Raw genomic sequence first — 12,580 nt, forward strand, 5'->3', positions numbered from 1 at the left:
GGATGACGGTGGTGACGGGGGTCGGGGGCCGGTGGGAATCCGGCGACGAGCCACTCTAGCCCGAGGCCCGCGCATGACGGAACGATCACGACGGATCCGGCACGGATGCTCCGACCGCTCGCGCCCGTGCGGTGCCAGGATGGGGCGCAACCGGGAAGGAGCTCCTCATGACCGCACCCACCCCCACCGGGCCCGTCCTCGTCGGCATCGTCGACGGCCAGCGACCCGAGGTCCTGCGCACCGCCGCCCGCGTCGCCGCCGACGCCGGAGCCGCCCTGCTGCTCGTGTCGGTCTCGGCCGATCCGTACCTCGTCGGCGAGTACGTCGATCCGATGACCGGCGGCATCCCGCTCGGCTTCGTCGGCGCCGCGGCCGACCGCGGCGAGGGCCCGTCCCTCCCGCCCGGGCTCCGCGAGACGGTCGAGCACGAGCTGCACGGCAGCACCGTGCAGTGGTCGCTGCGCGCGGCGCGGGGCGAGCCCGCCCTGGCGCTCGCCGAGGTCGCCGAGGAGGTCGACGCGCGGATGATCGTGGTCGGCACCCGCGACGCGGGCGTGCTCGCGAGCATCGCCGAGTTCCTCAGCGGGAGCGTCGCCGCCCACCTCGCGCACCGCCAGCACCGCCCCGTGCTCGTCGTCCCGCGCGCCGACCGCGACCCGTCGCGCCCGGCGCCCTGGGACCTCGCGGAGTGACGCGACCCCTCCACCTGCGCCCCTCCGCGATCCTCCTCGTCGCGGCGGGTGGAGGCGTCGGCACGGCTGCCCGCGCCGCGATCGGCGCCGCACTGCCCCCGCTGGGCGTCGTGCCGGTCGCGACGCTCGCCGTGAACCTGCCGGGCGCGTTCCTCCTGGGCCTCCTGCTCGAGGCGCTGGCGCGGCGCGGGCCGGATGAGGGCGGGCGCCGCACCCTGCGCCTCCTGCTCGGCACCGGCGTGCTGGGCGGATTCACGACCTACAGCACCTTCTCGCTCGACACGGTCGCGCTGCTCGAGGGCGGCCACGTCGTGGAGTACCTGCTCTACACCGGCGGCACGCTCGTGCTGGGCGTGCTCGCCGCGGCGCTGGGCATCGCGGTCGCGGGGCGGCGGAGGGCGGCGGCGTGACGCCAGGCCTGCTGCTCGCGGTCGCTCTCGCGGGCGGAGTCGGAGCGGCCGCACGGCTCGTCGTCGACGGGGTCGCGCGGTCGCTCGTGCCGGCGCGCTGGCCGGTCGGCACCGCGCTGATCAACGTCAGCGGGTCGCTGCTGCTCGGAGTCGTCACCGGGCTCGTGCTGGCCGGTGTCCTCGACCCGGTGTGGCGGGCCGTGCTCGGGACGGGCGTGCTCGGCGGCTTCACGACGTTCAGCACGGCGAGCGTCGAGACCGCGCGGCTGCTGCTCGACCGGCGCTGGGCGGCCGGCCTGGGGTACGGCGTCGGCACGGCGGCGCTCGCCGTCGCGGCGGCCGCCGCGGGCCTCGCCCTGACGGGCGTCCGGCTGTCCTGAGCGGCGTGGCGGGCGCTCCGGAGCGGCGTGCGGCTCCGCTCCTCGCCGCCCTTCCCCGGAGCCCACCCCATGCCCCTCCGCGCCGCCTCGTCGACCCCGCCCCGTCACTCCTGATCCCCCCGCTCACGGGGCAGGCGCCCGCCGCCGCCCGCGAGCCGACGCGGATCCTCGCGCGGTGACCCCCGGTCGAGGGACGCCTCGACCTCCGGAGCATGGGTGAAGATGGGCGGATGACATCCGTGGGGGGCGTTCCGGAGCTCAGGCTGGCCGTCGTCGACGACCAGCCCCTCTACCGGCACATGCTGTCGTCGCTGCTGCGCGCGGTGCCGGGCGTGCGGAGCGTCGTGGAGGCCGGATCCGCCACGGAGGCGCGGTCGGTGCTGCGGCCCGCGGAGCTCGACGTGGCGATCCTCGACATCGAGCTCGGCGACGGGGACGGCATCGAGCTCGGGCGCCGGCTGCGGTCCACCGCGCCCGGGCTGGGCATCGTCCTGCTCTCGGCCGTCGACGCGATGCACCGCTTCCTCCGCCTCGACCGCGCCGAGGCCCGCGGCTGGAGCTACCTCTCGAAGACCTCCTCCCTCTCCGCCCCCGCCCTGCTCGCCTCCGTCCGCGCGACGGCGGACGGCCGCACCGTGCTCGATCCGGCGCTGGTCGCCGCCCGCGCGGCCCGCCGCGACTCCCCGGTCGCCGCGCTGAGCCCGCGCCAGTACGAGGTGCTCTCGGGCCTCGCATCGGGGCTGACCAACGCCGCGATCGGCGAGCGCCTCGGCATCGCGGTCCGCTCGGTCGACAACCACGTCAACGCCGTCTACGCGTCCCTCGGCGTCCGCTCGGACGGCGAGCGCAACCCGCGGGTCGACGCAACGCTCCTCTTCCTCGAGCACACCGGATGAGCGCCGGCCCGCGCGACGCGCGCGAGGACAACCGCATCGTCCTCGGAGCGATCACGCTCCTCGGCGGCGTCCTCTCGCTGCTGGCCGCGCTCCAGGCCGTCTTCGCGCTCGGGATGCTGTCGCGGACGCTGCGGGGCGTCGATCCGGGGCCGCTGCTCGACGTGACGACGCGCGTCCTGGTCAACGTGTCGACGATCGGGCTCGCGATCGCCCTGGTCGCGGTGCTGCGTCCCGAGCGCTCGACCGGCGGCGGCCGGGTGGCCCGGACGGCGGTCATCGCCGTGGGGATGGGGCTCGTCCGCTGCTGCCTCCAGGTGCTGACCGGCGTCTACCCGCTCTCGGCCCTCCCCGCTCTCGCGGTCGAGCTGGTCGTCGGATCCACGGTGATCGCGCTGATCACCGCCTACGGCTACCTGCTCGTGCGCGCGGCACGGCGCGTGCGCGAGAAGGAGCGGGAGCACGCCCGCGCCTCCGTGCAGGCGCTCGAGGCGGTGCAGGCCCTGCAGCGGGAGGAGCTGCGGGTGCGGCGCGACGTCGCGCAGAGCCTGCACGGCGGCCTCCAGAACGGACTCGTGGTGCTGACCGCCGAGCTGCACGCGGTCGCGAGCACATCCGACGAGGCGGCCTCGGAGCGGCTGCTCGCCATCGCCGCTCGGCTCGACCGGCTCCGCGAGGACGAGGTGCGCGCGGTCGGCCACGCCCTCTACACGGTCGAGATCGACCACGGCCTGGTCCCCGCCGTCCGCGACCTCGTCGCGCGCCTCCCTCCCGAGATCGCCGTCGACCTCGACCTCGGCCGCATCCCGGCGCTCGCCGCCGAGGGCGCCGAGCCGCCGCTCGACCAGCGGATGCTCCTGGTCCGGTTCCTGGAGGAGGCGGTCACCAACGCGCTGAAGCACGGCGGCGCCTCCTCGCTGCGGGTGCGCGGCGACGAGGAGGCGGGCGTCGTGGTGCTCACCCTCGACGACGACGGCCGCGGACTCGTCGAGGGGTCGACGCGCTCGGGCCTGGCGCGGCTGGAGCGGCACCTCGCGGTCTACGGGGGCTCGCTGGAGCTCTCGGACTCGCCCGTGCTGGCGGGGGCGCGGCTGAGGGCGCGGCTCCCGCTGTCCGACGCGGACGGCGGCGGGGCGGAGTAGCGGCACCGGCGCTCCCGCCGTCCCTCGCGTCGAGCACAGGGCGGTCCGAGGGACGGATTCACGCCGGATGACGAGCCGCCTCCTCGTGCCCGCCCCTCACGCCGGGTAGACCAGCAGATCCTCCGGAGCGACGGTGAAGCCTGCCTCGCGGCCGGGCGCGAGGTCGAGGCGCGCCGCGTCGGCCGCCGGGACGTCGGCGGTCAGGAGCGCGCTGCGCACCCGCACCGCGTCTCCCCGCTGCTCCACATCGGTGATCACGGCGCGGAGGCCTCCCTCTCCGACGGAGACGGCGGAGGGGCGGACCGCGGCGAGCACCGCGGCGCCGACCGCGACCGGCTCGGCCGCCACTCCCGACAGCTCGTGACCGTCGGCGGTGCGCAGACCCGTCGCGGTGCGGACGCCCTCGAGCAGCTCGAGCCCGGCGAGCTCGGCGGTGAACGCGGTGCGCGGGCGCGTGAGGACCCGGGCGGTCGGCCCCTCCTCGACCACCCGGCCGCCGTGCAGCACCAGAACCCGGTCGGCGAGGGTCCAGGCGTCGAGCACGTCGTGGGTGACCACGATCGCCGAGCGGTCGGCGAGCACCTCGCGGAGCATCCGGCGGAGGACCGGGGCGGTCCGGGCGTCGACCGCGGCCAGCGGCTCGTCGAGCAGCAGGAGGCGCGGGTCGGTCGCGAGGGCCCGGGCGAGGGCGACCCGCTGAGCCTGTCCGCCGGAGAGGCTCCCCGGGCGCCGGTCGGCCAGGTCGGCCACGCCCGCGGCGGCCAGCTCGCGCTCGGCCCGCTCGCGGGACCGCGCCCGTCCGGTGCCGGCGCTGCGCGGACCGAACGCCGCGTTCTCGCGCACGCTGAGGTGCGGGAACAGCAGCGGGTCCTGCGCCAGCAGGGCGACGGGGCGGCGGTGCGGAGGAGTCCACCGGCGGTCGTCGAAGAGCAGGTCGCCGCCGGCGGTCGCCCGCCCGGAGTCGGCGCGGACGAGGCCGGCGATCAGCTCGAGCACGGTCGACTTGCCCGCGCCGTTGGGCCCGAGCAGCGCGATCGTCTCGCCCTCGGCCACGTCGATCCGCACGTCGATCCCGCGCGCCGCGAGCCGCGCCTCCAGCCGCAGGCTCACCGCGGCACCCCCCGGGCGGAGCGGCCGTGCGCGAGACCGATCACGAGCACCGCGACCACCACGAGCACCAGCGCGAGGGCGACCGCCGCGTCCGGATCGCTCTCCCGCTGCAGGTATATCTCGAGCGGGAGGGTGCGCGTCGTGCCCTCGAGGCTGCCGGCGAAGGTCAGCGTCGCCCCGAACTCGCCGAGCGCCCGCGCGAACGAGAGGATCGCGCCCGAGGCGAGGCCCGGCAGGATCAGCGGCAGCGTGATCCGCCGGAGCACCGTCCCGGGGGACGCGCCGAGCGTCGCGGCGACCGACTCGTACCGCGCGCCGGCGCTGCGCAGCGCGCCCTCGAGCGTCAGCACCAGGAACGGCAGGGCCACGAAGGTCTGCGCGATCACGACGGCGGTGGTCGAGAACGCGATGCGGACGCCGAGGGCCTCCAGCGCGCCGCCGAGGAGGCCCATCCGCCCGAAGGTGAAGAGCAGCGCCAGCCCGCCGACCACCGGCGGCAGCACCAGCGGCAGCAGCACCAGCGAGCGGAGCAGGCGCTGGCCGGGGAAGGCCGTGCGGGCGAGCACGAGGGCCATCGGGGTGCCGAGCAGCAGGCACAGCAGGGTCGCGACGGCGGAGGTGCGCAGGCTCAGCAGGAGCGCGGCGACGGAGGAGTCGGAGGTGATCAGCGGCAGGAACTGCGGCCAGTCGACGCGGGCGAGGATCGCGGCGAGCGGGAGCAGCACCAGCAGGGCGCCGAGCGCGGCGACGGCCACGACCCAGCGCGGCAGGCCGGACCCGGTGCGCATCAGCCGCGGGCGAGCGGCGTCTCGACGATGACCGTGGTCGCCTTGACCACCGCCACCGCGGGAGACCCGGGCTCGAGCCCGAGCTCGCGGACCGCCTCGCTGCTCATCAGCGAGACCACGCGGTGCGGACCGCACTGCAGCTCGACCTGCGCCATCACGGTGTCCATCACGATGCCGGTGACGATCCCGACGAAGCGGTTGCGGGCCGAGCGCGCGACCGGGGACGGATCCTCCGGCAGCACGGCGTTCGCGCGGGCGAGCCGGGCGACCTCGAGGCCGTCGACGACGCGTCTCCCGGACGCGTCCTTCGCGCTCTCGAGCGTCCCGTTCTCGATCCAGCGCCGCAGCGTGTCGTCGCTCACGCCGAGCGCAGCGGCGGCGTCCCTGATCCGTATCTGCGGCATGGAGTCGATCCTACGTCCGCGGCTGAGCCTGCGCCGTGCCCGTCTCCTCTCCACGAGATACCGCTCCGGTGCGCTTCCTGCGGCGTGCCGCGCATCCGGGTGGCATCTCGCGGAGAGGGAGGAGCGGAACGCGGAGGGACGGACGCTGGGGATCCCGGGCCGCGCGCGCAACCCCCTGGAGGACCGGCGGGAGCACGACGCACGCTGAAGGGACGACGACACGGGAGGCGGCATGCGCGCGATGGTCTACCGGGGCCCCGTCAAGGTCCGCGTGGAGGAGAAGGACCGGCCGAGGATCGAGCACCCGAACGACGCGATCGTCCGGGTGACGATGGCGGCGATCTGCGGATCCGACCTGCACCTCTACCACGGGCTTCTCCCGGACACCCGGATCGGCCACACCTTCGGCCACGAGTTCATCGGCGTGGTCGACGAGGTCGGCTCGTCGGTGCAGAACCTCAGCGTCGGCGACACGGTGATGGTCCCCTTCACCATCTACTGCGGCTCCTGCTGGTTCTGCTCCCGCGGCCTCTACTCCAACTGCCACAACGTGAATCCGAACGCCACCGCGATCGGCGGCATCTACGGCTACTCGCACTCGGCGGGCGGCTACGACGGCGGGCAGGCGGAGTACGTGCGCGTCCCGTTCGCCGACGTGGGTCCGACGAAGATCCCCGAGTGGCTGCCGCACGAGGACGCCCTGATGCTCACCGACGCCTTCTCGACCGGCTACTTCGGCGCGCAGCTCGGCGACATCGTCGAGGGCGACACGGTCGTGGTGCTCGGAGCCGGACCGGTCGGCCTGGCCGCCGCGCGGTCCGCCTGGCTGATGGGCGCCGGCCGCGTCATCGTCGTCGACCAGATCGACTACCGCCTCGCCAAGGCCCGCGACTTCGCCTTCGCCGAGACCATCGACTACACCGAGGAGGACGACCTCGTCGTCACCCTCAAGAAGACCACCGGCGGGCTCGGCGCCGACGTCGTGATCGACGCGGCCGGCGCGGAGGCCGACGGCAACCTCCTCCAGCACGTCACCGGCGCCAAGCTCACGCTGCAGGGCGGCTCGCCGATCGTGCTCAACTGGGCGATCGACGGCGTCCGCAAGGGCGGCACCGTCTCGGTGATGGGCGCCTACGGTCCGCTCGCGAGCGCCGTCAAGTTCGGCGACGCCGTCAACAAGGGCCTCACGCTGCGGATGAACCAGGCCCCCGTCACCCGGCCGTGGCCGCGCCTGTTCGAGCACATCCGGGCCGGGCACATCACGCCCAGCGACCTGATCACGCACCGCATCCCGCTCGAGCACATCGCCGAGGGGTACCACCTGTTCTCGTCCAAGCTCGACGGCTGCATCAAGACCGTCGTCGTCCCGTAGGAGGATCCCGTGCCGTACACCGCCGACCGCCCCGTCCGCGTGCCGACCGCCGAGGAGCTGCGCGCCCGCATCCCGGGCTGGGGCGCCGACCTCGATCCCGCCGACCGGCCCGCCTTCCCCCGCGAGCGCAGCGACCTCGTGTCGGGCGCGCACTGGGAGCGCCCGGAGAGGATGCGGACGCACGGCCGTCGCGAGAAGAGCATCGAGCACCTCGAGCTGCCCGCCGTCTTCGGCACGGCGCAGCCCCTCCACGGGATCTCGGGCGCGATCCGCCGCTACGCCTACGACCGGTTCAGCGAGGGGCGCCACGCGCACTGGCTGCTGCTCGTGCTGGGTGACCGGGTGGAGTCGACCGGGGCGCACCTCCGCTCGCTGCTCAGGACACGGCCGGACGATCCGATCACCGAGACCGGCGTGCTCGCCGAGGTGCACGCGCACCCGATCGCCTCTCGCCGCGGCCGGACCGACGTGCGCCACCAGATCCTCGACCCGCTGCTCGTCGGCGGCCCCTGGGTCCTCGCCGCCCTCGGCGCCGTGGCCGTCGCCCGCCGCCTCCTGCGCTGACGCCCGTTCCCCTCTCGCGAGAGGCCGCTCCGGTACGCCTCCGTCGGCGTGTCGCGGACCGGAGCGGCGTCGCGCGGAGGAGGACGGGGGTCAGCGGCTGCGGGGCGCGGCGCCCGCGGTCGGCGCGGTGCGGGTGTCGACGCTCGCCGTGAGTGCCGCGGAGTAGCCGGACGCCGGGCTGCCGGACATCGTCGCGAGCTGCAGGGCTCCGCCGTCGTCGCCGAAGACGGAGTCCGAGTCCAGGCCGACCCGGGCGAGGTTCGCGGCCGAGCCCGCATACGACTCGAGGGCGTAGACCGCGGTGCACGCCTCCTCCTGCAGGGCGACCTGCGAGGTCGCGATCGCGTTCGACGCGTCGGTGATCGAGTCCACTCCCGGGTACACCTCGAAGTGGATGTGCGGCCATCGGCCGGAGTAGCAGGCCGGGACGATCGAGGCGAAGGAGACGACGCCCGACGCGTCGGCGACCTGCACGCCGCGGAGGTACGTCTCGTCCTCGACGCCGCTGGAGTACATCGAGTAGTCCCCGTGCGCGTCGCAGTGCCAGACGTACACGGCGGCTCCGGCGAACGGCACGCCCCCGCTCGCCGCGTCGAGGATCGTCAGAGTGAGGGCCAGGGGGACCCCGTCGGCCGTCGCGCCGCCGCCGATGCTGGTGCGCAGGTCGCTGCGGACGATCCCGGAGCGCTCGAGGACGTCGACCCCGTTCGAGCCGTCGCCCGGGTAGGGGCCGGCCGTCTCGTCGGGGATCTCGCCGGCGACCGCGGTGCCGGCCCCGGCCGTGGCGGTCGCGGTGGGAGTCGCGGTGGCGGTCGCGGCGGCGGAGGAGGCGGATCCCGATCCTCCGGTGGCGCACGCCGCGAGCCCGAGGGTCGCCGCCCCCGCGCCGACCAGCGTCAGCACGCCGCGCCGCGAGAAGAGGGTCCCCACGTCGAACGGGAGGCCCTGGTCGACCACCTCCTCCTCGGGGCGGTCGAGCCGGCGGCCCTCGTAGGCCGGTCCGTCGGGCGTGCTGCGGGGCTCCGGGATGCGGGTCATGGTCGTGCTCCTCGTCGATCGTGGTGTCCGTCGCGAGCAACCCTGGCGGCCGGGGCTCTGCGCCTCCGATGACCGTCCTACGACCCTCCTATGACCGACCTGCCGACCGCCCTGCAGGCCTCCTCCGACGCCGCGACGCCTCTCACGGTGCTCCGAACCCGGCCGCCGCGAGCACCGCGCGCCCGGCGTCGGAGGCGACGTACGCGACGAAGGCCGCCGCCGTGGCCGGGTCGCCCGCTCCGGTCAGCGCCGCGATCGGGTACGTGTTCACCGCCTCCGAGGCCTCATCGAAGGGAATGCCGGTGACCGAGCCCGCGGCCCCGCGGACGTCGGTCGCGTAGACGAGCCCGGCGTCCGCTTCACCCGAGGACACCTTGCCGAGCACGTCGGTGACCGACGACTCCTCGCTCACGGGGGCGATGTCGACCCCGGCGGCCTGCTCGACCGCGGCGGCAGCTGCTCCGCACGGCACCTGCGGCGCGCAGACGACGGTGGCGGTCCCGGGCCGGGCGAGGTCGGCGAGCGAGGCGACCTGCGCCGGGTTGCCGGGGGGCACGGCGATCTCGAGCGTGTTCGTGGCGATGTCGACCGGGTCCCCGTCGACGAGCCCGGCCTCGGCGACGGTGGACATCGTGCGCTCGTCGGCGGAGGCGAAGACGTCGGCCGGGGCGCCGTTGACGATCTGCGTCGCGAGGTCGGAGGAGCCGGCGAAGGAGAGCTCGACCTGCGCGCCGGGCTCGGCGGCCTCGAACCCCGTGGCGAGCTCGGTGAACGCGCCCTTCAGCGAGGCGGCGGCGAAGACCGTGAGGGAGCCGCCGGACGAGGACGTCGCGCCGCCGGTGGCCGTATCGCCGGCGGGGGTCGACGGAGCGGAGCAGCCGGCGAGCAGGAGGAGCGCGGCAGCGGCCGGGATGAGGGGGAGCAGGTGACGACGCACGGGGACCTCGGGATCTGGAGTCCGCAGATGCGGCGGACAGCTGATCCTAGGACCTCAGGTGCGGAGGCGGGCCGGAAGGAGGGCCTCACGTGCGGCGGAGAGACGATCCGAGGACCGGACCGGCCGGGCGACGCACCTGCGCGGGGAAGGACCGCCCGCGCGACGCACAGAGGCGGGCGGACCGCAGCCCTCCGGCTCCGGCCCGCCCGCCGCTCGTCGCGGCCGCCTCGACGGCGGTCCTCCGCTCAGCCCTGCGGCGGCGAGTAGAACTGGAGGTCGTTGCCCTCCGAGTCCTTGAAGGGGAGGATGCGGCCCCACTCGTGGTCGCTGATCTCGCCCTCGATCGACGCGCCGCGCGCCGTGAGGCGCTCCAGCTCGTCCTCGATCGAGCCCTCGGGCTGGAACGAGATGACCGCCCCGCCCTGCTCCGCGACCGTCGCCGACTCGCGGGCGTTCAGGCCGATCATCAGCCCGCCGGCGTCCAGCTCCGACCAGTCGTCCGAGGTGTCCTTGACCTCGAGGCCGAGCGTGTCGCGGTAGAACGCGACCGCCCGCTCCATGTCCGTGACGGGGACCCAGACCGTTGCGACTCCTGATGCCATGTCGTGCTCCTTCGCTCGATGATGCCGTTCCTCCGACGCTAGGTCGGGGACGCCCGGAGCGGGGGCCCTTGCGCCGACGCGCGGAGGCTGCTCTCGCGCGGGCGCCTCTCCGCCGAGACACCGCCCCTCGCCGGCGTCTCGGCGCGCAGCGGGACGTCTCCGCCCGGCCTCCTCGCGAACGCTCCCCGCCTCAGCGCTCGGCGACGAAGCGGTGCACCACCGCGAGGTCCTCGTCGCCGAGGCCGGCGTCGACCAGGTCGCGGAACACGGTGCGGAGCGTGCCGAGCAGCGGAGCGGAGGTGCCCGTCGCCTCCGCCTCGTCGGCCGCGGCCCGCAGATCCTTGTCCATGAAGGAGGCGACGCCGGTCGGCGTGTAGTCGCGGGCGACCAGGGCGGCGCGCTTGGTCTCGAGCACGCGGCTGCCCGCGTAGCCGCCCTGCAGCAGGGCGAGCAGCGTGTCGAGGTCGAGGCCGGAGCGCTCGGCGATGACGGCGGCCTCCGCGATCGCGGTCATGGTCGCGGCGACGACGAGCTGGTTGCAGGCCTTCGCCACCTCGCCGGCGCCGAGCGGCCCGAGGCGGACGGCGGTCCCGCAGGCGGACAGCACGGGCAGCACGCGGGCGACGTCCTCCTCCGCTCCGCCGGCCATGATCGAGAGGGTCCCCGCCTCGGCGCCCTCGGTGCCGCCGCTGACGGGGGCGTCGACGAGGCGGAGCCGCGGGTGGCGTCCCGCCAGCTCGCGCAGGCCGGTGGCGGACACGCTGGAGCAGACGACGAGCACGAGGTCCGACCCGGCGGCGAGCACTCCCTCTTCTCCCTCGAGCACCTCCTCGAGCTGCGGCAGGTCCGGCACCATCACGATCAGCACGTCCGAGGCGGCGGCGAGTGAGCGGGCGGAGTCGTGCCACTGCGCCCCGGGGACGGCGCGGCGGGCGCGGTCGGCGGAGCCGGGGCGCGCGGTGATCCCGAGCGGGACGCCGGCGGCGACGAGGCGCCGGGCCATCGGGGCGCCCATGCTCCCGAGCCCGACGAAGCCGGTGCGCGCGGGCGGGAGGGCGGCGGTCGTGATGTCCGGCATGCGCCCAGCATATCGAACAGGGTTCACAGGAGTGAAGTAGGGTGGGCGCGGGCCGATCCGGGGGAGAGCCTCCCGCGCCGTCCCGCGAAGGGACACCCGTGACCGATCGCCTCCGCGTCGTCATCGCCTCGCCGCTCAGCCCCGAGCTGATCGCCCGCATCGTCGAGCTCGAGCCGCGCCTCGACGTCGTCGCCGACCAGAGCCTCCTCCCTCCGATGCGCCACCCCGGCGACCACGGCGGAGACCCCTCCTTCCGGCGCACCCCGGAGCAGCAGCGCGCCTTCGACGAGCTGGTCGACTCCGCCGACGTGCTCTACGGCGTGCCGGACGAGACCCCCGCCGCCCTCGCGCGCACGGCGGCCGCGAATCCGCGCCTCCGCTGGGTGCAGACGATGCCCGCGGGCGGAGGCGCGCAGGTGCGGGCCGCGGGGCTCGACGACGCGCAGCTCGAGCGCATCGCGTTCTCCACCTCGGCGGGAGTCCATTCCGAGCCGCTCGCCGAGTTCGGGGTCTTCGGACTCCTGGCCGGCGCCAAGTCCCTCCCGCGCCTCCAGTCCCTCCAGCGCGAGCGCGTCTGGGGCGGCCGGTGGACGATGGGGCTGATCTCGGAGCAGACGGTCCTGATCGTGGGGCTCGGCACGATCGGGCGCGCGACGGCCCGCAAGCTCCAGCAGCTCGGCGCCAGCGTGATCGGCACGAGCCGCCACGAGACCGAGGTGGAGCACGTCGACGAGATCGTCGCCCCCGACGCGATCGCGGAGGTGGCGGGCCGGATCGACGGGGTCGTCGTCACGCTCCCCGGCACCGCCGCCACCGAGAAGCTGGTCGGCTCCGAGTTCTTCGCCGCACTGCGCCCCGGCGCCTCGTTCGTCAGCGTCGGCCGCGGGACGGTCGTCGACGAGGAGGCGCTGCTCGCCGCCCTCGACGACGGCCGCGTCGGCTTCGCCGCGCTCGACGTGGTGGCGGAGGAGCCGCTCGAGCAGAGCAGCCCGCTCTGGAGCCACCCGAGCGTCCTGATCAGCCCCCACACCGCGGCGCTGAACGTCGCGGAGGACCGCCTGATCGCCGAGCTCTTCGCGCGCAACGCCACCCGCTTCCTCGACGGGGAGCCCCTGATCAACCGAGTCGATACGGTGGAGTTCTACTGATCCCGCCCCCGGAAGAGGACGC

The 12,580-nt window shown here is 75.2% G+C and carries 15 protein-coding genes; 8 read left to right on the plus strand and 7 right to left on the minus strand.

Annotation, left to right across the window (positions count from 1 at the left end; genetic code table 11):
- Positions 1-167 precede the first annotated feature (167 nt).
- The 5 genes from C5D04_RS18090 to C5D04_RS01680 all read left to right on the plus strand — a co-directional run bounded on the left by C5D04_RS18090 (position 168) and on the right by C5D04_RS01680 (position 3,517).
- Positions 168-692: a universal stress protein gene (locus tag C5D04_RS18090; protein WP_104308825.1), complete on the plus strand. Its 525-nt coding sequence runs from the start codon at positions 168-170 to the stop codon at positions 690-692.
- Positions 689-1,102, plus strand: a complete 414-nt coding sequence (locus C5D04_RS18095) for a CrcB family protein (protein WP_219814998.1) — start codon at positions 689-691, stop codon at positions 1,100-1,102. The genes C5D04_RS18090 and C5D04_RS18095 overlap by 4 nt, the downstream gene beginning before the upstream one ends.
- Positions 1,099-1,482 carry a CrcB family protein gene (locus tag C5D04_RS01670; protein ID WP_104226584.1) on the plus strand — a complete coding sequence of 128 codons (384 nt, stop codon included), beginning with the start codon at positions 1,099-1,101 and terminating at the stop codon, positions 1,480-1,482. The genes C5D04_RS18095 and C5D04_RS01670 overlap by 4 nt, the downstream gene beginning before the upstream one ends.
- 230 nt (positions 1,483-1,712) lie before the next feature.
- On the plus strand, positions 1,713-2,378 hold the full coding sequence (locus C5D04_RS01675) for a response regulator transcription factor (RefSeq protein ID WP_104237929.1): 666 nt from the start codon (positions 1,713-1,715) through the stop codon (positions 2,376-2,378).
- Positions 2,375-3,517, plus strand: coding sequence for a sensor histidine kinase (locus C5D04_RS01680; RefSeq protein ID WP_104347114.1), 1,143 nt, complete (start codon positions 2,375-2,377; stop codon positions 3,515-3,517). The genes C5D04_RS01675 and C5D04_RS01680 overlap by 4 nt, the downstream gene beginning before the upstream one ends.
- 96 nt (positions 3,518-3,613) lie before the next feature.
- Here the strand turns inward: C5D04_RS01680 and C5D04_RS01685 are convergent, their stop codons facing one another.
- Genes C5D04_RS01685 through C5D04_RS01695 form a run of 3 tightly spaced genes read right to left on the minus strand, consistent with a single transcriptional unit; the run spans position 3,614 to position 5,819 of the window.
- On the minus strand, positions 3,614-4,627 hold the full coding sequence (locus C5D04_RS01685) for a sulfate/molybdate ABC transporter ATP-binding protein (RefSeq protein ID WP_104347115.1): 1,014 nt from the start codon (positions 4,625-4,627) through the stop codon (positions 3,614-3,616).
- The gene (locus tag C5D04_RS01690) at positions 4,624-5,415 is read right to left on the minus strand and encodes an ABC transporter permease (RefSeq protein WP_104222446.1); all 792 of its coding nucleotides are present in this window, start codon (positions 5,413-5,415) and stop codon (positions 4,624-4,626) included. Before C5D04_RS01690 ends, C5D04_RS01685 begins: the two co-directional genes overlap by 4 nt.
- Positions 5,415-5,819, minus strand: coding sequence for a molybdopterin-binding protein (locus C5D04_RS01695; RefSeq protein ID WP_104222447.1), 405 nt, complete (start codon positions 5,817-5,819; stop codon positions 5,415-5,417). The genes C5D04_RS01690 and C5D04_RS01695 overlap by 1 nt, the downstream gene beginning before the upstream one ends.
- A gap of 232 nt (positions 5,820-6,051) precedes the next feature.
- Between C5D04_RS01695 and C5D04_RS01700 the strand changes: the two genes are divergently transcribed.
- Both C5D04_RS01700 and C5D04_RS01705 read left to right on the plus strand, forming a co-directional pair.
- A complete protein-coding gene (locus C5D04_RS01700) occupies positions 6,052-7,191 on the plus strand; it encodes a zinc-dependent alcohol dehydrogenase (RefSeq protein WP_104347116.1) in 1,140 nt (379 codons plus the stop codon).
- A 9-nt stretch (positions 7,192-7,200) separates the two neighbouring features.
- The gene (locus C5D04_RS01705; protein ID WP_104347117.1) at positions 7,201-7,755 is read left to right on the plus strand and encodes a hypothetical protein; all 555 of its coding nucleotides are present in this window, start codon (positions 7,201-7,203) and stop codon (positions 7,753-7,755) included.
- A 90-nt stretch (positions 7,756-7,845) separates the two neighbouring features.
- Here the strand turns inward: C5D04_RS01705 and C5D04_RS01710 are convergent, their stop codons facing one another.
- The 4 genes from C5D04_RS01710 to C5D04_RS01725 form a co-directional block, all read right to left on the minus strand.
- Complete coding sequence (locus tag C5D04_RS01710) at positions 7,846-8,793, minus strand: intradiol ring-cleavage dioxygenase (RefSeq protein WP_104347118.1); 948 nt, start codon at positions 8,791-8,793, stop codon at positions 7,846-7,848.
- A gap of 142 nt (positions 8,794-8,935) precedes the next feature.
- Positions 8,936-9,730 carry a molybdate ABC transporter substrate-binding protein gene (modA, locus tag C5D04_RS01715; RefSeq protein WP_104347119.1) on the minus strand — a complete coding sequence of 265 codons (795 nt, stop codon included), beginning with the start codon at positions 9,728-9,730 and terminating at the stop codon, positions 8,936-8,938.
- Positions 9,731-9,975: 245 nt separating this feature from the next.
- The gene (locus C5D04_RS01720) at positions 9,976-10,332 is read right to left on the minus strand and encodes a VOC family protein (RefSeq protein ID WP_104233520.1); all 357 of its coding nucleotides are present in this window, start codon (positions 10,330-10,332) and stop codon (positions 9,976-9,978) included.
- A gap of 190 nt (positions 10,333-10,522) precedes the next feature.
- Positions 10,523-11,410: an NAD(P)-dependent oxidoreductase gene (locus tag C5D04_RS01725; protein ID WP_104347120.1), complete on the minus strand. Its 888-nt coding sequence runs from the start codon at positions 11,408-11,410 to the stop codon at positions 10,523-10,525.
- Between the two features lie 98 nt (positions 11,411-11,508).
- On the opposite strand from C5D04_RS01725, the gene C5D04_RS01730 reads away from it, so the two are divergent.
- Complete coding sequence (locus tag C5D04_RS01730; protein WP_258068812.1) at positions 11,509-12,558, plus strand: D-2-hydroxyacid dehydrogenase; 1,050 nt, start codon at positions 11,509-11,511, stop codon at positions 12,556-12,558.
- Positions 12,559-12,580 lie beyond the last annotated feature (22 nt).

Source organism: Rathayibacter sp. AY1D2 (genome assembly GCF_002932695.1).
In the GTDB taxonomy this organism is placed as follows: domain Bacteria; phylum Actinomycetota; class Actinomycetes; order Actinomycetales; family Microbacteriaceae; genus Rathayibacter.

Bases quoted from the DNA above. Each gene is read 5' to 3' on its own strand.
- C5D04_RS18090 (WP_104308825.1), top strand. From the start codon at position 168: ATGACCGCACCCACCCCCACCGGGCCCGTCCTCGTCGGCATCGTCGAC.
- C5D04_RS01675 (WP_104237929.1), top strand. From the start codon at position 1,713: ATGACATCCGTGGGGGGCGTTCCGGAGCTCAGGCTGGCCGTCGTCGAC.
- C5D04_RS01680 (WP_104347114.1), top strand. From the start codon at position 2,375: ATGAGCGCCGGCCCGCGCGACGCGCGCGAGGACAACCGCATCGTCCTC.
- C5D04_RS01690 (WP_104222446.1), bottom strand. From the start codon at position 5,415: ATGCGCACCGGGTCCGGCCTGCCGCGCTGGGTCGTGGCCGTCGCCGCG.
- C5D04_RS01695 (WP_104222447.1), bottom strand. From the start codon at position 5,819: ATGCCGCAGATACGGATCAGGGACGCCGCCGCTGCGCTCGGCGTGAGC.
- C5D04_RS01700 (WP_104347116.1), top strand. From the start codon at position 6,052: ATGCGCGCGATGGTCTACCGGGGCCCCGTCAAGGTCCGCGTGGAGGAG.
- C5D04_RS01710 (WP_104347118.1), bottom strand. From the start codon at position 8,793: ATGACCCGCATCCCGGAGCCCCGCAGCACGCCCGACGGACCGGCCTAC.
- C5D04_RS01720 (WP_104233520.1), bottom strand. From the start codon at position 10,332: ATGGCATCAGGAGTCGCAACGGTCTGGGTCCCCGTCACGGACATGGAG.
- C5D04_RS01725 (WP_104347120.1), bottom strand. From the start codon at position 11,410: ATGCCGGACATCACGACCGCCGCCCTCCCGCCCGCGCGCACCGGCTTC.